Genomic DNA, 22,226 nt, shown 5'->3' with positions numbered 1-22,226 from the left:
CTGCTTGTCGAAAATCAAATGTAAATATTGTAGATTATATTCTTTGATTTTATAGAGAGAAACTTAAAAAGATCGGAGTAATCCGGTCTTTTTATGGAGGATAGTAAATGAATTTAAATCAACTAGATATTATTGTTTCAGATGTTCCCCAAGTCTGTGCTAGCTTGGAGCGTATTTTGGATAAGAAGGCAGACTATGTTGATGATGGTTTTGCTCAGTTCACGATTGGCAGTCACTGTCTCATGTTGTCTCAAAATCATTTGGTTCCTTTGGAAAACTTTCAGTCAGGTATCATTCTTCACATTGAGATTGAGGATCTAGAGCAGAATTACCAACGTTTAAAAGAGAGAGGTGTCGAGATTTTACACGGTCCTTGTGAAACGGATTGGGGAACAGAGTCCTTATTAGTTAAAGGTCCTGCTGGTCTAGTGCTTGATTTTTATCGTATGAAATAAGGGGCTTAGTCATTTGAAGATAACCTTAACTATTCTTAAAACAGAATGTGAGAATATGAACTATTGAAAGATCGGAGCAATCCGGTTTTTTTTCTGTTATGCGATTTTCAGTCCGTCTCGTTCCATTAGGTGCGAGACAAAAAACCACCCGCTGACGGGTGGTTATGATTTCTACACTTATTGTTTGGCTTCCTGTTTTAATTGTTGCACCTGTTCCTTGTACTGGAGAAGCTCCTTGTCTTTTTTATGGATAGTCGTTTCTGCTTCAGCAATGTGGCTTTTCAGCTCTTGAGTCTTGCCATGGTGATAGCTAAAACCAATAGCACTACCAACAATGATCCCGATTACTAGACAAGTAAAAATCACCAAAATCAAGGGAGCAGATAGTTGTGTAAAGACAAGACTGACAGTTACTGTTTGACGATTGAGCAGACCAAAGGAGATCACAATGACTAATAAGATCAAACCGCCAATTAGATAAGCCTTATCTTTCAGTGACAATTCATTAAATTTTTTTAGCATAAGTTCCTTTTCTCCTGACTATGTTGATAGAAAATTACACACCATTTAGGTATTAACAAAATTCATTTTACTAGAAAATTTCGATACTGTCAATAATTTCTAACAGCTTATTTACCATCAATCGATTCATTGAAAAGGAGTATTCATTTTCTAATATTTGATTGACTAAACAGATCGGAGCAATCCAGTCTTTTTCTTTTGTGTCTTTTCTGTTAAAATAGAGTCATCATCATGTTTGAAGGAGAAAAAAGATGCCAACAACTTTCTTTCTATTATTTGGATTAATGAGTTTAGGCTTTGCTGCCTTCACCTATTTCATGTTCGACATTTTTATCTTTAGTAATTACAGAAATGCCACGAGATGCACCGAAAGAACGGAAGGAGTTATTATCCGATATTCCTATGCTCTTTATAACGGGATTAGTCTCCCAGTGGTTGAGTACACTGTCGACGGGAACCAATACAAGGTTGTAGGTCCAAAATTTCTATCTGCGATTTCAAATACAATCAGTACTCCTTTGGGTTCGATCGTCTCTGATGTTAAAATGGATAATTTTGAAGATGGGGAAATTCCTCAGGTTTTAAGATACAAGATTTATAGGAATAGTTTCATCACTTTAACAAAATCACCTTTAATGGAACGATTTCCAATTGGAGGGAAAGTAACTGTTTATTATGATCCTAAAAAACCAAAACATTCTTATGTAGAAAGACCTTTAAAACCAGGTCGTTATGCATGGGTGACTAAATGTTTAGCTTATTTCCTCGTTTTTCTGATGGTTGCTCTAGCTTTCTTTATAGTGTTCATTCTTCCAAATCTTGTTAACTAATAGTTTCTGGTAGATTTTTCAAAAGTATGAAATCCATATCGTTACTATTTTTATAAAATCTTCTCTCTACTTTATAATCTATGAAAAAGAGTTCTATCAGGACTCTTTTTTTGCTATAATGAAGAGAGAAAAATCAGATAGGAGATCAAGATGTCAGAACCATTATTTTTAAATTCTGTAATGCAAGAAAAAATTTGGGGTGGGACTAAACTACGTGATGAGTTTGGCTATGACATTCCGAGCGAAAAAATCGGAGAATACTGGGCAATCTCAGCTCACCCAAATGGTGTGTCTAAGGTAGCCAATGGTCGCTTTGAGGGAATCGATCTAGCTACTTTGTATGCGGAACACCGTGAGTTATTTGGTAACCGTCCGGAACCAGTATTTCCACTATTAACCAAAATTCTTGATGCCAATGACTGGCTCAGTGTTCAAGTTCACCCAGATGATGCTTATGGACTAGAGCATGAAGGCGAACTTGGAAAGACAGAGTGCTGGTACATCATCGCTGCAGATGAGGGTTCAGAGATTATCTATGGTCACAATGCCAAGTCAAAAGAAGAACTCCGCCAGCAAATCGAAGATAAAAACTGGGATTCCTTGTTAACAAAAGTTCCTGTAAAAGCTGGAGATTTCTTTTATGTACCAAGTGGAACTATGCATGCTATCGGAGCAGGTATCTTGATCCTTGAAACGCAACAGTCTAGTGATACAACTTATCGTGTCTATGACTTTGATCGTAAGGACGATAATGGCAACTTGCGCGAGCTTCACCTTGAAAAATCCATCGATGTTTTAAATATTGGTGAGCCTGCTAACAGCCGACCTGTGACTATTAAAGCAGATGACCTGCGTTCAACTCTTCTTGTGTCTAATGATTTCTTCGCAGTTTACAAGTGGGAAATCACAGGAAAAGTTGACTTTGAAAAGACAGCTGACTACAGTTTATTTAGCGTCTTGGCTGGTCAAGGGAAATTAACTGTAGATGGTAAAGACTATCCTATCCAAAAAGGTAGCCATTTTATCTTGCCAAGTGATGTTGAAGCTTGGACTTTGGAAGGATCAGATTTAGAATTGATTGTAAGCCATCCATAAAAAGAAAAGACTTGAGATTGATTCTCAAGTCCTTTTTTGTATTTACATAAATTGGGCGATAAAGACCACGATGATGATAATTGGGATGATGTAGCGAAGTAGGAAGAGCCAGACTTGGAAAAGTCCTTGTTTCCATGGTCTTTCATCAAGATGGAGTTCCTCCATGGCTAATGTTTTCTTGAAAATATAACCTGTAAAAAGAGACAAGCAGAGGGCACCAAAAGGCATAAGGAGATTGGAAACCAGGAAATCCATGGAATCAAAGAAGGTCTTTCCAAAGATTTGGACGTCTGCCATAAGACCATAGGAAAGAGCTGAAGGAATACCAAAGATAAAGGTCATGATACCTAAAATTAGACTCCATTGATTGCGCTTATTATTGTTCTGATTGGTGATATTACCAACATTAATCTCAAGCATAACGACTGAAGAAGTTATTGTCGCAAAGAGGAAAAGCAAGAGAAAGAGAATATAGAAAATCGTACCAAAAGGCATATTGTCAAAGAGTTGTGGTAACACGATAAAGAGGAGACTTGGTCCACCTTCGGATTGGATATTAAAGGCTGACATAGCAGGGAAAATCGCAAGTCCTGCCATGATAGAAACTGAAATGTTCAAGGCTACGATGGACATACCTGATTGGACCAGCTTGGTCTTCTTGTTTAGGTAGGAAGCGTAAGTCAACATGGCTGTAACACCGAGAGATAAAGCAAAGAATGACTGCCCCAGAGCGTAGAGTAGTCCAGCACTTGTCAGTTTTGAGAAGTCCGGTTTGAGGAAGTAAACCACACCTTCCATGGCATTTGGCAAGCTGAGAGAACGCCCGATAATAATGACAAAGATGATAAAAAGTAGGGGCATCATAACCTTAGATGCTCTTTCAATTCCTTTTTGAACGCCGTTTGAAACGATGAAAATATTCAAGAAGATAAAGGTAGCTTGGGCTCCTAAGGCAATAACTGGATTAGAAATGATGGAAGAGAATTGCTGGGCATAATCTCCATTTTCGATTAGGTGGAATAATCTTCCAATCTCGATACCAAGGTATGCTAGAATCCAACCCCCAATTACACTATAAAATGAGAGAAGGATGAAAAGAGCAAAGGCACCAATCCAACCAATAAAGTTGTACTTTTGATTGTTTCCAAGCTTTCCAAAAGTTTTGATTGCTGATACTCCAGCGCTTCGACCAAGGGCAAACTCTGCCAAGAGGAGAGGAAATCCAATCAATAGTGTCGAGATGAGAAAGACTAGTAAAAATCCTCCACCACCATTGGCAGCAGTCATGTAAGGGAACTTCCATACAGCTCCAAGACCAATAGCAGAACCAGCAGATGCAAGGATGAAGCCTAGTTTTGAGCCCCATTGCGATTTTTCAGACATCGTTAAAACTCCAATCTATTTTTAAAATAAGAAAAGGCTACTTGAGTTGTCAAATAGCCTTCTCTCAATTGCTCTTTAAGAGCCTTTTATTTGATTGATAGACTTGATTATCCTATCATGTTTTCTGAAGCCTGTCAAGAAAGCGATTTTCATGTTTTCATAAAAAATATGATAAAATACTTGACTCTACCCTAAGGTAAGGGGATATACTATTCATGTGAGGAGGAAATCATGTACCATATCAAAGAAGCTGCGCAACTTTCAGGTGTCTCCGTCAAGACCCTCTACCATTATGATAAGATAGGACTCTTGGTTCCGTTAAAATCAGAAAATGGCTATCGAACCTATAGTCAAGAGGATTTAGAACGACTTCAGGTTATCCTCTATTACAAGTATCTAGGCTTTTCTTTAGAAAAAATAGCAGAGCTATTGAAGGAAGAAAAGACGGACTTGTTACCACATTTGGCAAGACAGTTGGATTACCTAACTCGAGAAAGGCAACATCTAGATACCTTGATTTCTACCTTGCAAAAAACTATTCAAGATCAAAAAGGAGAAAGAAAAATGACCATTGAGGAAAAATTCACGGGATTTAGTTATCAAGACAATCAAAAATACCACCAAGAAGCGATAGAGAAATATGGGCAAGAAGTTATGGATCAAGCCCTCGAGCAACAAAAGGGTCGTGAAGACGAGGCCACAGCCGCCTTCAACCAAGTTTTTCAAGCCTTGGCACAAAACCTTCAAGCTGGTCTGCCTGCAACAGCGGCCGAAAACCAAGAGGAAGCAGCCAAACTCTTACAAGCTATTCGTACATATGGATTTGACTGCTCTATGGAAGTCTTCGGTCATATCGGCCAAGGCTATGTCTATAACCCAGAGTTCAAGGAAAATATTGATAAATTTGGACCTGGAACAGCCCAGTACACATCAGATGTGATTGCAGCTTACGTTCAGACAAATGGAGAATAAATAGGCTAGGAAATTCCTAGCCTATTTTTTACTTCAACTCATAAAGCCAGTCATCACCGTCCTTGTAGTAGAAGAACTCACTGAGGTCCTCTTCCAAAAAAATACGAAGCATGTCAGACATATCCTCAGTAGATAGTTTTAGATGAGGTAGATTTTCAAGATCCTCCCACCAGACTTTCCCTTCGTCTGAAGATTGGAGCTCACCAGTAAAGTGTTCTGTTTTGTAAAAGAGGATAACATAACGATAGTCATCGTCATCATACCAATCTTTGATACCACAGAGTTGAGGCTTAGAAATGGTCAGACCAGTTTCTTCCTTCACTTCACGAATGACGGCATCGACAAAGGATTCGCCACGTTCAACATGACCACCAGGAAAAGTAATGCCAGGCCAGTCAGGACTAACTCGGTCTTGGACAAGAACCTTGTCTCCATTTTTAATCATGCACATGTTGACAAATTCGACTGCTTCGTGTCTGTTCATTTTATATCACCTTTGATCTTTAATCATAATGTAGACTTCCCGCCACCCAGCCGGTACAGAGGGCAGAAGTAATGTTAAAGCCACCAGTATGGGCATTGATATCTAGCACCTCCCCTGCAAAGTGAAGACCAGGTACCAGCTTACTTTCCAGAGTTTTAGGATTGATTTCCTTGAGACTAACGCCACCTTTAGTTACAAAGGATTTAGCCAATGACATTTTGCCAGTAACCGGGATTTTGAGGGACTTGATAGATTGGAGAAGTTGGTCCCGTTCTTTTTCAGTTAGTTGTTTGACTTTTTCTGGGTATCCTTGCGAGAAGAAATCTGCCAAGCGTTCAGGCAATAAAGATTTCAAGGCATTTTTCAAGGATTTTTCACGATTTTCTTCTAGAAAGTTAACTAAGTCACTTTCAGTAAGTTGTGGCAAGACATCTAAAGAGAGGATTTCACCACCCTTGACAAAGCTTGACATACGTAGAGCAGCAGGACCTGACAGACCAAAGTGGGTAAAAAGTAGGTCATGAGTAATGACATGCTTGCTATAGCTTAGAGTCACATCGTCTAGTGAAATTCCCTGCAAAGCCTTGTGTGGAAAATCTGTCAGCAAAGGACTCTCGGCCGCTTCAAGTTCGGTAATGGTATGTTTAAAGTGGCGAGCGATATCATGACCAAAACCAGTTGAACCAGTAGAAGGATAGGATTTGCCACCAGTTGTGACAATGAGTTTATCACAAGTGAAGGTTTGGTCTGCTGACTTAAGGACAAACTGATCGTCAATCTTTTTAACAGAAACAATCTCCGTTTGAGTAGCAATTTGCCCACCAAGTTCAGTGATTTTCTTTTCCAGAGCTTCGATTATGGTACGAGATTTATCACTGGCTGGGAAGACACGTCCGTGGTCTTCAACCTTGAGTTTGACACCATTTTCTGTGAAAAAGTTGATGATATCATGGTTATCAAACTGGGAGAAGACACTGTATAGAAAACGTCCATTTCCAGGAATGCCAGCTAGTAGGTCATCTAGAGTTCCGTTATTAGTTACGTTACAGCGCCCCCCACCAGTACCAGCTAATTTTTTTCCGAGTTTCCGATTTTTTTCGATAAGGAGGGTTTTCTGTCCATAAAAGCTACTGGAAATCGTAGCCATCATACCAGCAGGACCTCCTCCAATGACAATAGTATCAAAATGTTTCATAAGAGTATTGTACCATAAAAAAACAAGAGATGATAAGTCATCTCTTGTCTGATTAACCAATCTCATATCCCATGAGAAGTCCGCCATCTTCTGCATAGAAACTACAAAGTCCAGAAGTTGGAAGAATCTTAATTTCAGCTTGCGGGTACTTTTCTCGCAAGAGTTCTGAGAGTTGTTGGCAGAATTTTTCATTGCTACGATGAGCCATGGCAATACGTCCACCAGCGTAGCCAGCTTTAATGATTTCTTCATATGCAGCTTGAAGGGACTTTTTAGCACCACGAGCTTTTTGGAGGAGTTCTAATGTTCCTGTTTCACTTGCTTCTCCAACCATTCGAATATTAAGTAGTCCGACAACCGCACCGATAAGCTTGCTCAAACGGCCATTTTTAACCAGATTATCTACTTTAGCAAGAACAAAAAGAAGTTTTGTTTTTTCTTGGTAAGCAGTAATTGCTTGGACAACTTCTTCAAATGATAATCCCTGTTCAATTAAGTCGTTTAGCTTTTCAACTAAGAGATCAACCTCTCCACCAGCTGAAAGGCTGTCAATCACATGGATTTTAGTATCGGGATGGTCCTCAAGATAAATATTTTTTGCAAGTTGAGCACTGTTTTGGCTACCAGACAGAGTTCCTGTAATAGTCACAACAAAAATATGTTTTGCTCCCTCGAAGGCACGTAAGTAATCATCAGGACTAGGACAGGCTGATTTAGAAGCTTCAGAAGTCGCATACATGGTTTCCATCATGTGATCGATATTAAGATTAGCATCATCAATAAAAATCTGATTAGCCACTTGAATGGTTAGTGGGACACTGATAAACTCAGTATCAATAGCAAGGTTTGGCAGTTGACGATAATCACAACCAGAGTCAGCTACAATCTTCCATGTCATAGAAATTCTCCATCTTTATCACTTATACATTGACAAAGGTTCTGTCTTTTTTTACAATTATATCATGAAAGTTCTTGAAACAAAAGTAATACCGCTCTGTCGTTACAAGTAGAAAGGAAGTGTCATGGCTGAACGAAAAATTTCAGAAACGTCGCTTGATAATCTGAGAAAAGCAAACCAAGAATCCAATTTACTGACCAGAGAAGCAATTGAAACTGCCCTTATACAACTCCTTGAGAAAAAAGAGTTAGCAAAGATTAGTATTTCCGAATTAGTTAAACGAGCAGGGGTTTCAAGAGCGGCTTTTTATCGAAATTATGAATCAAAAGAAGCCATTCTCGAAAGTGTATTCAAGCGTAGCGTACATAACATCATGGAACAGTTAGGGAACTATGATGTCAAGAATGATCTTCATTTAGTGTGGATCCATCTTTTTCATGAGGCTAAGAAAGAAGCTAAGGTAATTCAACTTGCTTTGGATTATCATTTAGAAAAGATACTGGTTCAAGCTATGCAGGACTTTTTAGAAAAGCACCATGGAAAAACTAAAGGAGTCAGCTCTTATCTTCATTCTTTCTGGAGTTCGGCTATTGTCTCAGTCCTTATAAAATGGATTAAAGATGGGATGAAGGTACCCGCTGAAAAGATTGCAGATTTACGCCTACCATTTTTTAAAAAATAGACGATTAGGAGATAAATGATGTCAGATAAAAGACTTGCCTGGGACGAATACTTTGCAGCTCAAGCCTTATTGATTGCCAATCGATCAACTTGTAAACGAGCAAAAGTTGGAGTTGTACTTGTGAAGGACAACAAAGTGATTTCAACTGGATACAATGGCTCTGTTTCAGGAACTGAGCATTGTATTGATCATGATTGTCTTGTGATAGAAGGACATTGTGTTAGAACACTTCATGCAGAAGTGAATGCTATTTTACAAGGCGCTGAACGAGGTATTCCAAAAGGATTCACTGCCTATGTTACGCATTTTCCTTGTCTTAACTGTACAAAACAGTTGCTTCAAGTAGGTTGTGAACGTGTTGTTTATATCAACCAATACCGCATGGATGATTATGCCCAATACCTTTACCAAGAAAAAAAGACGGAATTAACCCATCTACCGCTTGAAACAGTTCAGTCAGCTATTAGGGAAGTAAATTTGATTTAGAATCAAAAAAAGAATGGTTTCAAAAGATTTTTGAACCATTTTTTGATATAATTAGAAGAATAAATTGAAAGAAGGAACTCACAAATGGGAAAAATTGAAGTTATTAATCATCCACTGATCCAACACAAACTGTCAATCTTGCGTCGTACTGACACATCTACAAAGGCTTTTCGTGAGCTAGTAGATGAGATTGCAATGTTGATGGGATATGAAGTGCTTCGTGATCTTCCACTTGAAGATGTAGAAATCGAAACACCGATCACTAAAACAGTTCAAAAACAATTGGCTGGTAAAAAATTAGCAATCGTACCTATCTTGCGTGCAGGTATTGGGATGGTTGATGGATTATTGAGTTTGGTTCCAGCAGCAAAAGTTGGTCACATTGGTATGTACCGTGACGAAGAAACCCTTCAACCAGTAGAATACTTGGTAAAATTACCTGAAGATATTGACCAACGTCAAATTTTTGTAGTTGATCCTATGCTTGCAACAGGTGGATCAGCGATTTTGGCTGTTGACTCTCTCAAAAAACGTGGAGCTTCAAACATCAAGTTTGTCTGCCTTGTATCAGCTCCAGAAGGTGTGAAGGCACTTCAAGCAGCACACCCTGATGTAGAAATCTTTACAGCAGCTTTGGATGAACGCTTGAATGAACATGGTTATATTGTTCCTGGCTTAGGTGATGCTGGGGACCGCTTGTTCGGAACTAAGTAGGACACAAAAAGAGGATTATACACATCAAAAAATTGACCTTTTTTGACCAACGAGGTATAATAACCTCATTGTCAGTAGACAACTACTAAATTTAAAAGATCAAAAGGAGAAATGAATGATTCCTGTAGTTATTGAACAAACAAGTCGTGGAGAACGTTCGTATGATATTTACTCACGACTTCTTAAGGATCGCATTATCATGTTGACTGGACCAGTCGAAGACAATATGGCAAACTCAGTCATTGCTCAATTGCTCTTCTTGGATGCGCAAGATAGTACAAAAGATATTTACCTTTATGTAAACACTCCTGGAGGTTCTGTATCAGCTGGTTTGGCGATTGTTGACACCATGAACTTTATCAAGGCTGATGTCCAAACTATTGTCATGGGGATGGCAGCATCAATGGGAACTATCATTGCATCTAGTGGTGCTAAAGGTAAACGTTTCATGCTTCCAAATGCAGAGTATATGATTCACCAGCCAATGGGTGGAACTGGTGGCGGTACTCAGCAGACTGATATGGCTATTGCCGCTGAACACTTACTTAAAACCCGTAAGACTTTGGAGCAAATTCTTGCAGATAATTCTGGTAAATCTGTTGAGCAAATTCATAGAGATGCTGAACGTGATTACTGGATGAGTGCTCAAGAAACATTAGAATATGGTTTCATTGACGAGATTATGGCAAATAATTCTTTGAACTAATAATCCTTAAAAGTAAACTCGACTGAGTTTGCTTTTTTTGATATAATAAAAGGAAGATTTTTAAAAGGAAGCTATATTATGTTTGAAAAAGAGAATCGTTCTGGTCTGATTGTCTATCTTTATTATAATCGTGATGTAAAAAAACTCCAAAGTTTTGGAGATATCTGTTACCATTCTAAAAAGCGTCGTTATATACAGCTTTATGTACCAACAGAAGAAGTAGCTGAATTGGTAGAACGTTTAGAAAAAGAAAAATTTATTAAAAAAGTAAGAGTTTGCCACATTCAAGAACTAGAAACTCCTTTTGTTGGAAACCTTTATCGAAAGGAAGAAAACGTTATCATTTAAAAAAATACAAAAAAGTATTGACAATTTTCTGATAATTCGGTATATTCTTAACATGTCATTAAAAATGAACTTAAGAAGGAGACAAATTATGAAGAAAAAATTCGCATTATCGCTTGTTGCACTTGCAAGTGTAGCTGTTTTAACAGCTTGTGGTGAAGTGAAATCAGGAGCATCGAATGCAACTGGTAACCCAGTAGATGAAAAAGTTATTAAAATTGGTTTCAACTTTGAGGAGACTGGAGCAGTAGCTGCTTACGGTACATCTGAACAAAAGGGTGCTCAACTTGCAGTTGATCAAATCAATGCTGCTGGTGGTGTTGATGGAAAACAAATCGAAGTTGTAGATAAAGATAACAAATCTGAAACTGCTGAAGCGGCTTCTGTTTCTACAAACCTTGTTACTCAATCAAAAGTAGCAGCTATCGTAGGTCCTGCGACTTCTGGAGCAACTGCTGCTGCAGTGGCAAACGCTACTCAAGCTGCTGTGCCATTAATCTCGCCAAGTGCTACTCAAGATGGTTTGACAAAAGGACAAGACTTCCTATTTATTGGAACATTCCAAGATAGCTACCAAGGTAAAATCATCTCAAACTATGTAGCTAATAAATTGAACGCTAAAAAAGTTGTTTTATATACTGATAACTCAAGTGATTATGCTAAAGGTATTGCAAAAGCTTTCCGTGAATCATTTAAAGGTGAAATCGTAGCTGATGAAACATTTGTATCAGGAGATACAGACTTCCAAGCAGCTCTTACAAAAATCAAAGATAAAGAATTTGATGCAATCGTATTACCAGGTTACTACACTGAAGCAGGTAAAATTGTAAACCAAGCTCGTGGTATGGGTATTGATAAACCAATCATCGGTGGTGATGGATTTAATGGTGATGAGTTTGTTCAACAAGCAACAGCAGAAAGAGCATCAAACATTTACTTCATCTCTGGTTTCTCATCAACAGTTGATGTTTCTGATAAGGCAAAAGCCTTCCTAGAAGCATACCGTGCGAAATACAATGAAGAGCCTTCAACTTTTGCAGCTCTTGCATATGACTCAGTTTACCTTGTAGCAAATGCAGCAAAAGGTGCTAAAACATCTGTAGAAATTAAAGATAATCTTGCTAAAACTCAAAACTTTGAGGGTGTAACAGGACAAACAAGTTTCGATGCAGATCACAACACTGTTAAAACTGCATTCATGATGACTATGAATAATGGTAAAGTTGAAGCGGCAGAAGTCGTAAAACCATAAATTAAAGATAACGAGAATGGGGAATGAGCTTTTTACTCACTCCCTGTTTCGGTATTTTAGAAGCAATTTTATATACAAAAATAATATTAGAAAGAGTGAACTACATGCTCCAACAACTTGTTAATGGTTTAATCCTGGGTAGTGTTTATGCATTATTAGCCCTCGGATATACCATGGTTTATGGAATTATCAAGCTCATCAACTTCGCCCATGGTGATATTTATATGATGGGGGCTTTCATGGGCTATTTCTTGATTAATTACCTACAATTAAATTTCTTTGTTGCCCTACTTCTATCTATGGTCGGTACAGCTATTCTTGGTGTTGTTATTGAGTTTCTAGCTTATCGTCCTTTACGAAATTCAACTCGTATCTCAGTTTTGATTACAGCGATTGGGGTATCTTTCCTGCTTGAGTACGGGATGGTCTATTTCGTTGGTGCCAATACACGTGCCTTTCCTCAAGCCATTCAAACAGTACGTTATGATTTAGGACCAATTAGTCTAACAAATATCCAATTGTTAATTTTGACTGTTTCTCTTGTATTGATGGTTCTTCTGCAATTAATTGTACAAAAGACCAAGATGGGGAAGGCAATGCGTGCCGTTTCAGTTGATAGTGATGCGGCTCAGTTGATGGGAATCAACGTAAACCGTACTATCAGCTTTACTTTTGCTTTGGGTTCAGCTCTAGCTGGTGCTGCTGGTGTCCTTATTGCACTTTACTATAATTCATTGGAACCATTGATGGGGATGACTCCAGGTATTAAATCTTTCGTTGCTGCCGTTTTAGGTGGTATTGGAATTATTCCAGGTGCAGCTCTTGGAGGATTTGTAATCGGATTATTAGAAACTTTTGCAACAGCATTTGGAATGTCAGATTTCCGTGATGCTATTGTATACGGTATCTTGCTCTTGATCTTGATTGTTCGTCCTGCAGGTATTCTTGGTAAGAATGTGAAAGAGAAGGTGTAAACAATGAAAGATAATTTAAAAGTTAATATTCTATGGTTGCTCCTTTTGTTGGCAGGATATGGCTTGATTAGCCTGCTTGTTTCAGCTGGAGTCCTAAATCTTTTTTACATTCAAATCCTACAACAAATTGGTATCAATATTATCCTTGCAGTGGGACTTAATCTGATTGTTGGTTTTTCTGGCCAATTTTCACTAGGTCATGCTGGATTTATGGCTATTGGTGCCTATGCAGCAGCTATTATTGGTTCTAAATCTCCTACTTATGGAGCCTTCTTTGGAGCTATGCTTCTTGGGGCACTTATCTCAGGATTAGTGGCTTTAGTCGTTGGAATACCAACTCTTCGATTGAAGGGGGACTATCTTGCAGTTGCTACACTTGGTGTTGCTGAAATCATTCGTATCTTTATCGTCAATGGTGGAGATATTACCAATGGAGCAGCCGGTATTCTTGGTATTCCAAACTTTACCAACTGGCAAATGGTTTACTTCTTTGTGGTTATTACAACGATAGCAACCCTAAACTTCCTTCGTAGCCCAATTGGCCGTTCAACTCTAGCTGTTCGTGAAGATGAGATTGCAGCAGAATCAGTTGGGGTCAATACAACAAGAATTAAAATTATCGCTTTTGTATTTGGAGCTATGACTGCAAGTATTGCGGGATCTCTTCAGGCAGGATTTATTGGATCAGTAGTTCCTAAGGATTATTCATTTATCAACTCTATTAACGTCTTAATTATCGTTGTATTTGGTGGTTTGGGCTCTGTTACAGGTGCTATTGTTTCAGCTATTGTATTGGGAATTATTAATATGATTCTCCAGGATGTAGCAAGTATTCGTATGATCATCTATGCTTTGGCTTTGGTGCTTGTAATGATTTTCAGACCAGGTGGCCTTCTTGGAACATGGGAATTAAGTCTATCTCGTCTCTTTAAAAAAACTAAGAAGGAGGAACAAAACTAATGGCATTACTTGAAGTAAAACAGTTAACCAAGCATTTTGGTGGTCTAACAGCTGTTGGAGATGTAACTCTAGAATTGAATGAAGGTGAACTTGTTGGCTTGATTGGACCAAATGGAGCTGGGAAAACAACTCTTTTCAACCTTTTAACAGGTGTTTATGAACCAAGTGAAGGAACAATTACATTAGATGGTCACTTGTTAAATGGTAAGCAACCATACAAAATTGCCTCTCTTGGCCTAGGGCGTACTTTCCAAAACATTCGACTTTTTAAAGATTTAACTGTTTTGGATAATGTTCTTATTGCATTTGGCAATCACCATAAAAAGCATGTTTTTGCTAGTTTCTTGCGTCTGCCAACATTTTATAAAAATGAAAAAGAATTAAAAGCTAAGGCAATCGATTTACTTAAAATCTTTGATTTGGATGGGGATACTGATACTTTAGCTAAAAACTTAGCTTATGGTCAACAACGCCGTTTGGAAATCGTTCGTGCCCTCGCTACAGAACCGAAAATTCTATTTTTGGATGAGCCTGCAGCGGGTATGAACCCACAGGAAACAGCCGAATTGACAGAGTTGATTCGTCGTATTAAGGATGAATTTAACATTACGATTATGCTGATTGAGCATGATATGAACTTAGTAATGGACGTTACTGAACGTATCTATGTGCTTGAGTATGGTCGCTTGATTGCTCACGGAACGCCTAGTGAAATCAAGGCCAATAAACGAGTTATCGAAGCTTATCTAGGAGGTGAAGCCTAATGTCTATGTTAAAAGTTGAAAATCTATCAGTGCATTATGGCATGATCCAAGCTGTTCGTGATGTGAGTTTTGAAGTAAACGAAGGAGAAGTAGTATCCCTTATCGGAGCAAATGGAGCTGGTAAAACAACCATTCTTCGTACCCTTTCAGGCTTGGTCCGTCCAAGCTCTGGGAAAATTGAGTTTTTAGGGCAAGAAATTCAAAAGATGCCTGCTCAGAAAATTGTTGCATCAGGTCTTTCTCAGGTTCCAGAAGGACGTCATGTCTTTTCAGGTTTGACTGTTATGGAAAACTTGGAGATGGGAGCCTTTCTTAAGAAAAATCGTGAAGAGAATCAAGCGAATTTGAAGAAAGTCTTTTCACGTTTCCCACGTTTGGAAGAGCGAAAAAATCAAGATGCTGCTACCCTATCTGGTGGTGAGCAACAGATGCTTGCCATGGGGCGTGCACTCATGTCTACACCTAAACTCCTTCTTTTGGATGAACCATCAATGGGACTTGCGCCGATTTTTATCCAAGAAATTTTTGATATAATTCAAGATATTCAAAAGCAAGGGACAACCGTTCTCTTGATTGAGCAAAATGCTAATAAAGCACTTGCTATTGCAGATAGAGGATATGTACTAGAAACAGGTAAGATTGTCCTATCAGGAACAGGAAAAGAACTCGCAGCCTCAGACGAAGTCAGAAAAGCATATCTAGGTGGCTAAAACAATCCAGTGGATTGTTTTAGTCGGCGGATAAAAATTGCGGTAGCAATTAACATCTAGTCCGGGGACCTTTTTAGTCGGCGGATATAGAATGCCTCTAATCCTATATCTCACCAGAAAAAATTAAAAACGAATGAAGAGTTATTTCTTTCATTCATAGAGCTCATTTTAAGAGCTCTTTTTTGTAAGGTCATCAGAGTTTTCTGAATCTTGAAAAAGAATTGAAAGCGTTTGATTGCTTTCTTTAAAAGGTGTATAATAAAACTATAAATATAAAGGAGAAGTCTTATGGCAGTTAAAGATTTTATGACACGTAAGGTAGTCTATATCAGTCCAGATACAACAATAGCTCATGCGGCTGACTTAATGCGTGAACAAGGTTTGCACCGTCTTCCTGTTATTGAAAATGATAGATTAGTGGGATTGGTTACAGAAGGCACTATTGCTGAAGCTAGTCCATCTAAAGCTACAAGTCTTTCTATCTATGAGATGAATTACCTACTTAATAAAACAAAGGTAAAAGATGTCATGATTCGTGATGTTATAACTGTTTCAGGTTACGCTAGCCTAGAAGATGCAACCTATCTCATGCTTAAAAATAAAATTGGTATCCTTCCAGTTATGGATAACGATCAGCTCTATGGTGTAATTACAGATCGCGATGTTTTCAGAGCTTTTCTAGAGGTTTCAGGTTATGGAGAAGAAGGAATTCGTGTTCGTTTTATCACTGAAAATGAGGTCGGAGTTCTAAGCAAGATTGTTTCTTTGATCGTTGAAGAAAATCTTAATATCTCACATACGATTAACCTTCCTCGCAAGGACGGTAAAATTATTATTGAGGTCCAAATCGATGGAATAGTTGATCTTCCATTCCTAAAAGAAAAATTTGAAGCAGAAAATATTCAAGTAGAGGAAATTGCTCGAACTTCTGCAAAAAAGCTTTAAAAAATGAATTAGAAACACCTTTTTTACTTGCCAAAAAAATTTTTTTCTAGTATAATAGTTTATTGTGAGCAAACCTCACTTACCCCTTGCTAAGTCTTGGGGTCATTAGACCAAAAGGAGGAACATATCAATGGCTAAATACGAAATTCTTTATATCATTCGTCCAAACATTGAAGAAGAAGCGAAAAACGCTTTGGTAGCACGTTTTGACTCTATCTTGACTGACAACGGTGCAACTGTTGTTGAATCAAAAGCATGGGAAAAACGTCGTCTTGCATACGAAATCCAAGATTTCCGTGAAGGACTTTACCACATCGTTAACGTTGAAGCAAACGACGATGCAGCTCTTAAAGAGTTTGACCGTCTTTCAAAAATCAACGCTGACATTCTTCGTCACATGATCGTCAAACTTGACGCGTAAGAAGGTAAATTATGATTAACAATGTTGTACTTGTAGGGCGTATGACACGTGACGCTGAGTTACGTTATACCCCATCAAATGTAGCAGTTGCGACTTTTACTCTTGCAGTAAACCGTACATTCAAGAGTCAAAATGGCGAACGTGAGGCTGATTTTATCAATGTCGTTATGTGGCGCCAACAGGCTGAAAATCTTGCTAACTGGGCTAAAAAAGGCTCTCTTGTCGGGATTACAGGTCGTATTCAGACTCGTAGTTACGATAACCAGCAAGGACAACGTGTCTACGTGACAGAAGTCGTAGCTGAGAATTTCCAAATGTTGGAAAGCCGTAGTGCTCGTGAAGGACAAAGTGGTGGAGCTTATTCTGCACCAACTGCTAATCACGCAGCACCTACAAATTCAGTACCTGACTTTTCACGTGATGAAAATCCATTCGGAGCAACAAATCCTTTGGATATCTCAGATGATGATTTACCATTCTAATGGACAATTAATACTATAAAGGAGAAAAAACATGGCTCAACAACGTCGTGGCGGATTCAAACGCCGTAAAAAAGTTGATTACATCGCAGCAAACAAAATTGAATATGTTGATTACAAAGATACTGAGCTTCTTAGCCGTTTCATTTCAGAACGTGGAAAAATCCTTCCACGTCGTGTAACTGGAACTTCAGCTAAAAACCAACGTAAAGTAACAACAGCTATCAAACGCGCTCGCGTAATGGCTTTGATGCCTTTCGTAAACGAAGATTAAAAAAAAGACCCTGGTGGGTCTTTTTTTAACGAGCATTGAAATGAGAGAGCGAGTTGAGGTCCGGGGTACCTCTTTTTCATGAGTTCAGCGAGCCAAGGACCGGATGTTTCTTTTTTTTCTCTATAAAGGTGCTATAATGATAGTAGGAATTTTTAAAGGAGTATCTTATGAAGGGAAACGCTATTATTAGAAAAATGATTGAATCGGATATCCAACACCTGTCCCAAGGTTTTATCAATCAGGGTTGGCCTGGTAGAGAGGAGAATTTAACTCGATACTTTAAGGAGCAAGAAAGTGGGGAGAGAGAAGTCTTAGTTGCAGAGGTTGAGAGTGCTGTAGCGGGCTACATTACCATTTTGCCCTCTGCTAAACATGGTCCTTTTGCAGAAATCTATCCAGAATTATCAGATTTCAATGTCTTTGAGCCTTTTCAAAATCAAGGTATTGGAAATCTCTTGATGGAAGAAGCGGAAAAACGAGTTAAACTCGTATCGGATAAGGTGACGCTTGGTGTTGGGCTCCACTCAGGATATGGACCCGCCCAAAGATTGTACATCAAACGAGGCTATATTCCAGATGGGACGGGTGTTTGGTATAGAAATCAACCCTTGGAAATGAACGCTACTAGTCAAAACAATGATGATTTAGTTTTGTACTTATCTAAGGAATTCGAATAAGAGGTAGCAAATTTCTTTGAAGATAGGGGAATTCTCTACTTTATGGTATAATGGAAAGAGTGAATTGAAGGAGGTATTATAATGGATGCCAAGTTAAGATACAAGGCTAAGAAGATTAAGATTATCTTTTTTGATATAGATGATACGTTACGAAATTCAAAGACTGGCTTTATTCCAAGTACTATTCCAACAGTGTTTCAACAATTACGCGAGAGGGGAATCTTGACAGGAATTGCGACTGGGCGAGGTATTTTCGGCGTCGTACCAGAGATTAAAGCCCTCAAACCTGATTTCTTTGTGACCTTGAATGGTGCTTATATTGAGGACAAAAAGGGTAATGTCATTTATAGTAACAAAATTGCTAAGGATAAGGTAGAAGAGTATATTGCTTGGACTAAGGAAGTGGGGATTGAATATGGTCTAGTTGGTAGTCATGCTGCTAAACTATCAAGACGAACAGAAATGATTAGCCAGGCGATTGATCCAATTTATCCTGATTTAGAGGTGGACCCTGATTTTTATCAAAAAGAAGATATTTATCAGATGTGGACCTTTGAGGATCAGGGAGATGACTTGACTTTGCCTGAAAGTTTAACATCGACTTTACGTATGGTACGCTGGCATGAACATTCATCAGATGTTGTGCCGATTTCCGGTTCAAAAGCAGCTGGAGTTGCCAAGGTGGTTGACCAATTAGGTTTAAAACCTGAAAACGTTATGGTTTTTGGGGACGGTCTTAACGATTTAGAACTCTTTGATTATGCAGGCATTAGTGTCGCTATGGGTGTTTCTCATGACAAAATCAAAGAAAAAGCAGATTATATTACAAAAACATTAGAAGAAGATGGCATCTTTGATGCCTTAGAAGGATTTGGTATGGTAGAAAAAGAATTACATTTTCCACAAGTAGACATTGAAGCAGTAGAAGGTCCTTTAGCGACCATTAAAACAAACCATGGAGATATGCGCATTAAACTTTTCCCTGATCACGCACCAAAAACAGTAGCCAACTTTATTGCTCTATCAAAAGATGGTTATTATGATGGTGTGATTTTCCATCGTATTATTAAAGATTTTATGATTCAAGGTGGAGATCCAACTGGAACTGGTATGGGTGGAGAGTCTATCTATGGAGAGTCTTTTGAGGATGAGTTTTCAGAAGAACTTTACAATGTCCGTGGAGCCCTTTCTATGGCTAATGCTGGGCCAAATACAAATGGTAGCCAGTTCTTTATCGTACAGAACCAACACTTGCCATATTCTAAGAAAGAAATTGCTCGCGGTGGCTGGCCAGAACCAATTGCGGAAATTTATGCTGAACAAGGTGGGACTCCTCATCTAGACCGCCGTCACACAGTATTCGGTCAACTTGCGGATGAAGCTTCTTATGAAGTTCTTGATGCAATTGCAGGTGTCGAAACAGGTGCAATGGACAAGCCAGTTGAAGATGTCGTAATTGAAACTATTGAAATTGAGGACTAAAATGAAAATAGGTGATAAGCTAAATGGCCGTATTACTGGGATTCAGCCCTATGGAGCTTTTGTTGAGTTAGAAACAGGAGTGACTGGACTGATCCATATTTCAGAGATTCGGACAGGATTTATCGAAAATATCTATGAAGTTTTAAAAATCGGTGATGAAGTCCAGGTACAAGTAGTAGATTTTGACGAATATTCAGGAAAGGCTAGCCTTTCCATTCGTACCTTGGAAGAAGAAAAACATCAACTTCCTAGACGAAGACGTTTTTCGAATGATCGCATCAAACATGGTTTTGCACCGCTTGGTCGCATGATGCCTGTTTGGACTCGAGAAGCCTTGGAGCATTTAAAGAAAAACAGTAATTGATAAATTTCTAACCATCTTTGATGTTATTAAATTTGTGGCAATAGAAGTATGAACGAAGAACAATTATTAAAATCAGGAGAGCGGATTAACCAACTCTTCTCTACAGATATCAAGATTATTCAAAATAGAGAGGTTTTCAGCTATTCGGTGGATAGTGTACTTTTGTCACGTTTTCCTCGCTTTCCTAAAAATGGCTTGATTGTGGATTTTTGTGCAGGTAATGGAGCTGTTGGATTTTTTGCCAGTAGTCGTACCAAAGCTAAAATTCTCTCTGTGGAAATCCAGGAACGCCTGGCAGATATGGCAGAACGCTCAGTCCGATTAAATGGCTTAGAAGAGCAGATGCAGGTTATTTGTGATGATTTGAAAAATATGCCTAGCCACATTCAGGGGAGTAAGGTTGATTTGATTTTGTGCAATCCGCCTTATTTTAAGGTAGATCCAAATTCTAATCTGAACGAAAGCGAACATTACCTTTTAGCTCGGCATGAAATTACGACCAATCTCAAGGAAATCTGTCGTAGTGCTCAAAGTATTCTCAAATCAAACGGGCGTTTCGCAATGGTTCATCGTCCAGATAGATTATTAGATATTTTAGCTACACTCCAACAACATAATCTAGCTCCAAAGCGCCTACAATTTGTTTACCCTAAACGGGAGAAGGAAGCCAATATGCTTTTGATTGAGGCTATCAAAGACGGTTCCACTAGTGGTTTTAAGGTTTTACCACCGTTAATCGTTCATAATGATGACGGCTCCTATACACCAGAAATTCAAGAGATTTATTATGGTTCATAAGGCTTATATGTATGTGGTTGAGTGTTGTGATGGTTCCTACTACACAGGCTATACAACAGATATCAAGAGACGTATCGCTGTCCACAATAGTGGTAAAGGTGCCAAGTATACACGAGCTAGATTACCAGTAAAACTCATCTTTGCAGAAGGTTTTGATAGTAAGGAAGAAGCCATGTCTGCAGAAGCTCTTTTCAAACGTCAAACACGCTTACAAAAAGAACATTATCTCAAAGAGTATCAAAATAAGAATTTACTCAATACTTTTGACATGTAGCGAGGAGTCATTTGACTCCTCTTACTTTTGTCAAAAATTGAAAAAAATGCTACAATAAAGAGAATAAAGAAACGAGGTATTATCATGTCTAAGATTCTAGTATTTGGTCACCAAAATCCAGACTCAGATGCCATTGGTTCATCTGTCGCTTTTGCTTATCTTGCAAAAGAAGCATACGGTTTGGATACTGAAGCGGTGGCTCTAGGTACTCCAAATGAAGAAACAGCTTTTGTATTAAATTATTTTGGTGTAGAAGTACCGCGCGTGATTAAATCTGCTAAAGCAGAAGGTGCAGAGCAAGTCATTTTGACTGACCACAATGAATTCCAACAATCTATTTCAGATATTGCTGAAGTTGAAGTTTATGGTGTGGTGGATCATCACCGTGTGGCTAACTTTGAAACTGCCAGCCCACTTTACATGCGTTTGGAACCAGTTGGGTCAGCATCATCTATCGTTTACCGCATGTTCAAAGAACACGGTGTAGCTGTTCCAAAAGAAATCGCAGGTTTGATGCTATCAGGTTTGATTTCAGATACTCTTCTTTTGAAATCTCCAACCACTCACCCATCAGATAAAGTCATTGCTCTTGAATTGGCTGAATTGGCTGGTGTGAACTTGGAAGAATACGGTCTTGCTATGCTCAAGGCTGGTACAAACTTGGCAAGCAAGTCAGCAGAAGAATTGATTGATATTGATGCTAAGACATTTGAACTCAACGGAAACAATATCCGTGTGGCTCAAGTGAATACAGTTGATATTGCTGAAGTATTGGAACGCCAAGCTGAAATCGAAGCAGCTATACAAGCCGCAAATGCAGCTAACGGATACTCTGACTTTGTCTTGATGATTACAGACATCGTCAACTCAAACTCAGAAATTTTGGCTCTTGGTGCTAATATGGACAAGGTAGAAGCAGCTTTCAACTTCAAACTTGAAAACAACCACGCTTTCCTTCCAGGTGCTGTTTCACGTAAGAAACAAGTGGTACCACAATTGACTGAAAGCTTTAATGCATAATTCTAAAATGAAAATGGGGATACCCATTGTAATAAAAAGGAGTTTCGACTCCTTTTTTGCTAGGA

29 protein-coding genes are annotated in these 22,226 nt (G+C 38.6%); 24 read left to right on the top strand and 5 right to left on the bottom strand.

Annotated features, from left to right (window positions below):
* The first annotated feature begins 107 nt into the window (after positions 1–107).
* Positions 108–455, top strand: coding sequence for a VOC family protein (locus PAN07_RS05430; protein WP_269797410.1), 348 nt, complete (start codon positions 108–110; stop codon positions 453–455).
* A gap of 177 nt (positions 456–632) precedes the next feature.
* Here the strand turns inward: PAN07_RS05430 and PAN07_RS05425 are convergent, their stop codons facing one another.
* On the bottom strand, positions 633–977 hold the full coding sequence (locus PAN07_RS05425; protein WP_269797409.1) for a lipopolysaccharide assembly protein LapA domain-containing protein: 345 nt from the start codon (positions 975–977) through the stop codon (positions 633–635).
* 251 nt (positions 978–1,228) lie between these two features.
* Between PAN07_RS05425 and PAN07_RS05420 the strand changes: the two genes are divergently transcribed.
* Positions 1,229–1,807 carry a DUF3592 domain-containing protein gene (locus PAN07_RS05420; protein WP_269797408.1) on the top strand — a complete coding sequence of 193 codons (579 nt, stop codon included), beginning with the start codon at positions 1,229–1,231 and terminating at the stop codon, positions 1,805–1,807.
* A gap of 150 nt (positions 1,808–1,957) precedes the next feature.
* Positions 1,958–2,902 carry a mannose-6-phosphate isomerase, class I gene (gene manA, locus PAN07_RS05415; RefSeq protein WP_269797407.1) on the top strand — a complete coding sequence of 315 codons (945 nt, stop codon included), beginning with the start codon at positions 1,958–1,960 and terminating at the stop codon, positions 2,900–2,902.
* Positions 2,903–2,944: 42 nt separating this feature from the next.
* Here manA and PAN07_RS05410 read toward each other — a convergent pair whose 3' ends face one another.
* Positions 2,945–4,285, bottom strand: a complete 1,341-nt coding sequence (locus PAN07_RS05410; RefSeq protein ID WP_269797406.1) for a sodium-dependent transporter — start codon at positions 4,283–4,285, stop codon at positions 2,945–2,947.
* Between the two features lie 231 nt (positions 4,286–4,516).
* Here PAN07_RS05410 and PAN07_RS05405 point away from each other — a divergent pair, with 231 nt between their 5' ends.
* Positions 4,517–5,257, top strand: a complete 741-nt coding sequence (locus PAN07_RS05405; protein ID WP_269797405.1) for a MerR family transcriptional regulator — start codon at positions 4,517–4,519, stop codon at positions 5,255–5,257.
* 28 nt (positions 5,258–5,285) lie between these two features.
* Here PAN07_RS05405 and PAN07_RS05400 read toward each other — a convergent pair whose 3' ends face one another.
* From PAN07_RS05400 to PAN07_RS05390, 3 genes are read right to left on the bottom strand one after another with little or no spacing between them, the layout of a single operon-like run.
* The gene (locus PAN07_RS05400) at positions 5,286–5,741 is read right to left on the bottom strand and encodes an 8-oxo-dGTP diphosphatase (RefSeq protein ID WP_269797404.1); all 456 of its coding nucleotides are present in this window, start codon (positions 5,739–5,741) and stop codon (positions 5,286–5,288) included.
* A 19-nt stretch (positions 5,742–5,760) separates the two neighbouring features.
* Positions 5,761–6,936, bottom strand: coding sequence for an NAD(P)/FAD-dependent oxidoreductase (locus tag PAN07_RS05395; protein WP_269797403.1), 1,176 nt, complete (start codon positions 6,934–6,936; stop codon positions 5,761–5,763).
* 52 nt (positions 6,937–6,988) lie between these two features.
* Positions 6,989–7,834 carry a DegV family protein gene (locus tag PAN07_RS05390; RefSeq protein ID WP_269797402.1) on the bottom strand — a complete coding sequence of 282 codons (846 nt, stop codon included), beginning with the start codon at positions 7,832–7,834 and terminating at the stop codon, positions 6,989–6,991.
* 124 nt (positions 7,835–7,958) lie between these two features.
* Here PAN07_RS05390 and PAN07_RS05385 point away from each other — a divergent pair, with 124 nt between their 5' ends.
* The 20 genes from PAN07_RS05385 (at position 7,959) to PAN07_RS05290 (ending at position 22,161) form a co-directional block, all read left to right on the top strand.
* Complete coding sequence (locus PAN07_RS05385; RefSeq protein WP_269797401.1) at positions 7,959–8,516, top strand: TetR/AcrR family transcriptional regulator; 558 nt, start codon at positions 7,959–7,961, stop codon at positions 8,514–8,516.
* Positions 8,517–8,534: 18 nt separating this feature from the next.
* Entirely contained in the window at positions 8,535–9,002 is a 468-nt protein-coding gene (locus PAN07_RS05380; RefSeq protein WP_269797400.1) for a cytidine/deoxycytidylate deaminase family protein, read from the top strand.
* Between the two features lie 84 nt (positions 9,003–9,086).
* Entirely contained in the window at positions 9,087–9,716 is a 630-nt protein-coding gene (upp, locus tag PAN07_RS05375; protein ID WP_269797399.1) for a uracil phosphoribosyltransferase, read from the top strand.
* A 115-nt stretch (positions 9,717–9,831) separates the two neighbouring features.
* Complete coding sequence (gene clpP, locus PAN07_RS05370) at positions 9,832–10,422, top strand: ATP-dependent Clp protease proteolytic subunit ClpP (protein ID WP_142557883.1); 591 nt, start codon at positions 9,832–9,834, stop codon at positions 10,420–10,422.
* Positions 10,423–10,500: 78 nt separating this feature from the next.
* The gene (locus PAN07_RS05365; protein WP_075566868.1) at positions 10,501–10,770 is read left to right on the top strand and encodes a YlbG family protein; all 270 of its coding nucleotides are present in this window, start codon (positions 10,501–10,503) and stop codon (positions 10,768–10,770) included.
* Positions 10,771–10,858: 88 nt separating this feature from the next.
* A complete protein-coding gene (locus PAN07_RS05360) occupies positions 10,859–12,019 on the top strand; it encodes an ABC transporter substrate-binding protein (protein WP_269797398.1) in 1,161 nt (386 codons plus the stop codon).
* A gap of 104 nt (positions 12,020–12,123) precedes the next feature.
* Positions 12,124–12,993, top strand: coding sequence for a branched-chain amino acid ABC transporter permease (locus PAN07_RS05355; protein WP_269797397.1), 870 nt, complete (start codon positions 12,124–12,126; stop codon positions 12,991–12,993).
* A gap of 3 nt (positions 12,994–12,996) precedes the next feature.
* Positions 12,997–13,953 (top strand): branched-chain amino acid ABC transporter permease, encoded by a 957-nt coding sequence (locus PAN07_RS05350; RefSeq protein WP_269797396.1) that lies wholly within the window; start codon positions 12,997–12,999, stop codon positions 13,951–13,953.
* Complete coding sequence (locus tag PAN07_RS05345; RefSeq protein ID WP_269797395.1) at positions 13,953–14,717, top strand: ABC transporter ATP-binding protein; 765 nt, start codon at positions 13,953–13,955, stop codon at positions 14,715–14,717. Before PAN07_RS05350 ends, PAN07_RS05345 begins: the two co-directional genes overlap by 1 nt.
* On the top strand, positions 14,717–15,427 hold the full coding sequence (locus tag PAN07_RS05340) for an ABC transporter ATP-binding protein (RefSeq protein ID WP_075228228.1): 711 nt from the start codon (positions 14,717–14,719) through the stop codon (positions 15,425–15,427). The genes PAN07_RS05345 and PAN07_RS05340 overlap by 1 nt, the downstream gene beginning before the upstream one ends.
* A 288-nt stretch (positions 15,428–15,715) precedes the next feature.
* Positions 15,716–16,372, top strand: coding sequence for a CBS domain-containing protein (locus PAN07_RS05335; RefSeq protein ID WP_269797394.1), 657 nt, complete (start codon positions 15,716–15,718; stop codon positions 16,370–16,372).
* 130 nt (positions 16,373–16,502) lie between these two features.
* Positions 16,503–16,793, top strand: coding sequence for a 30S ribosomal protein S6 (gene rpsF, locus PAN07_RS05330; protein WP_075566882.1), 291 nt, complete (start codon positions 16,503–16,505; stop codon positions 16,791–16,793).
* Positions 16,794–16,804: 11 nt separating this feature from the next.
* Positions 16,805–17,275: a single-stranded DNA-binding protein SsbA gene (ssbA, locus tag PAN07_RS05325; protein ID WP_269797393.1), complete on the top strand. Its 471-nt coding sequence runs from the start codon at positions 16,805–16,807 to the stop codon at positions 17,273–17,275.
* Positions 17,276–17,306: 31 nt separating this feature from the next.
* Complete coding sequence (gene rpsR / locus PAN07_RS05320; RefSeq protein ID WP_003080521.1) at positions 17,307–17,546, top strand: 30S ribosomal protein S18; 240 nt, start codon at positions 17,307–17,309, stop codon at positions 17,544–17,546.
* Between the two features lie 167 nt (positions 17,547–17,713).
* A complete protein-coding gene (locus PAN07_RS05315) occupies positions 17,714–18,223 on the top strand; it encodes a GNAT family N-acetyltransferase (protein ID WP_269797392.1) in 510 nt (169 codons plus the stop codon).
* Between the two features lie 81 nt (positions 18,224–18,304).
* The gene (locus PAN07_RS05310) at positions 18,305–19,705 is read left to right on the top strand and encodes a bifunctional Cof-type HAD-IIB family hydrolase/peptidylprolyl isomerase (RefSeq protein ID WP_269797391.1); all 1,401 of its coding nucleotides are present in this window, start codon (positions 18,305–18,307) and stop codon (positions 19,703–19,705) included.
* Between the two features lies 1 nt (position 19,706).
* Entirely contained in the window at positions 19,707–20,069 is a 363-nt protein-coding gene (locus tag PAN07_RS05305; RefSeq protein WP_254726241.1) for a S1 RNA-binding domain-containing protein, read from the top strand.
* Positions 20,070–20,117: 48 nt separating this feature from the next.
* A complete protein-coding gene (locus PAN07_RS05300; protein ID WP_269797390.1) occupies positions 20,118–20,867 on the top strand; it encodes a tRNA1(Val) (adenine(37)-N6)-methyltransferase in 750 nt (249 codons plus the stop codon).
* Positions 20,857–21,141: a GIY-YIG nuclease family protein gene (locus PAN07_RS05295; RefSeq protein WP_269797389.1), complete on the top strand. Its 285-nt coding sequence runs from the start codon at positions 20,857–20,859 to the stop codon at positions 21,139–21,141. Before PAN07_RS05300 ends, PAN07_RS05295 begins: the two co-directional genes overlap by 11 nt.
* Before the next feature lie 84 nt (positions 21,142–21,225).
* A complete protein-coding gene (locus PAN07_RS05290; protein ID WP_269797388.1) occupies positions 21,226–22,161 on the top strand; it encodes a manganese-dependent inorganic pyrophosphatase in 936 nt (311 codons plus the stop codon).
* The last annotated feature ends 65 nt before the right edge of the window (positions 22,162–22,226 follow it).

Source organism: Streptococcus sp. SM5 (assembly GCF_027497975.1).
This window is presented reverse-complemented; position numbering and strand designations above follow the sequence as displayed.